This window comes from Hungatella sp. SL.1.14, assembly GCF_024460495.1.
GTDB lineage: Bacteria > Bacillota > Clostridia > Lachnospirales > Lachnospiraceae > Hungatella > Hungatella hathewayi.
Genome location: NZ_JANFYJ010000148.1, coordinates 1 through 410, shown reverse-complemented (window position 1 = coordinate 410; position 410 = coordinate 1). Strand labels below are relative to the sequence as shown.

At 56.8% G+C, this 410-nt stretch carries 2 protein-coding genes; both read right to left on the bottom strand.

The genetic code is table 11. From position 1 onward, the window contains the following. A partial coding sequence (locus NE473_RS32965; RefSeq protein WP_349769264.1) for a hypothetical protein occupies window positions 1-204 on the bottom strand: 204 nt, incomplete at its 3' end. Continuing rightward, window positions 182-379: a hypothetical protein gene (locus tag NE473_RS32960; RefSeq protein WP_349769263.1), complete on the bottom strand. Its 198-nt coding sequence runs from the start codon at window positions 377-379 to the stop codon at window positions 182-184. The genes NE473_RS32965 and NE473_RS32960, both read right to left, overlap by 23 nt. Between the last annotated feature and the right edge of the window lie 31 nt (window positions 380-410).

Sequence of the window (410 nt, the reverse complement as noted above, 5' to 3'; positions counted from 1 at the left end):
ATGGAACCGGGGTTCCACCAGGCACTTAAGGATCAGGAAAAGAGACTGGATCCCCGGTTCCATAGGAGTCCTGTCCGCGGCCCACGGCTCCCCGTAGATCAGCTTTTTACCGGCGCCGTATCTCAAATCCAGGGCGCGGCCAATCCGGTTCATCAGTTCAGTGGGAAGCAGCCCCATCAAATCAAACCGGAATCCGGAATCCATCCATATGGTACTCCTCCGTCCAGTAGAGGACCGAATCCAGAATAAACGATGCAGCCATCTCCCGCTCGGCGGCAAAGTCATTGCCGCATCCCGAACCGTCGGACAGGGTACCATCCTCGTTCTGGCGGTAGTAATACCACGGCGCCACGCACCGAAACGGGTTCCGCGTTATCATGGATGTGGTTTACAACCACACCTACTCAGCG

Excerpts from the sequence above, each read along its gene's own strand:
- NE473_RS32960 (WP_349769263.1), bottom strand. The coding sequence starts at position 379 with ATGATAACGCGGAACCCGTTTCGGTGCGTGGCGCCGTGGTATTACTAC.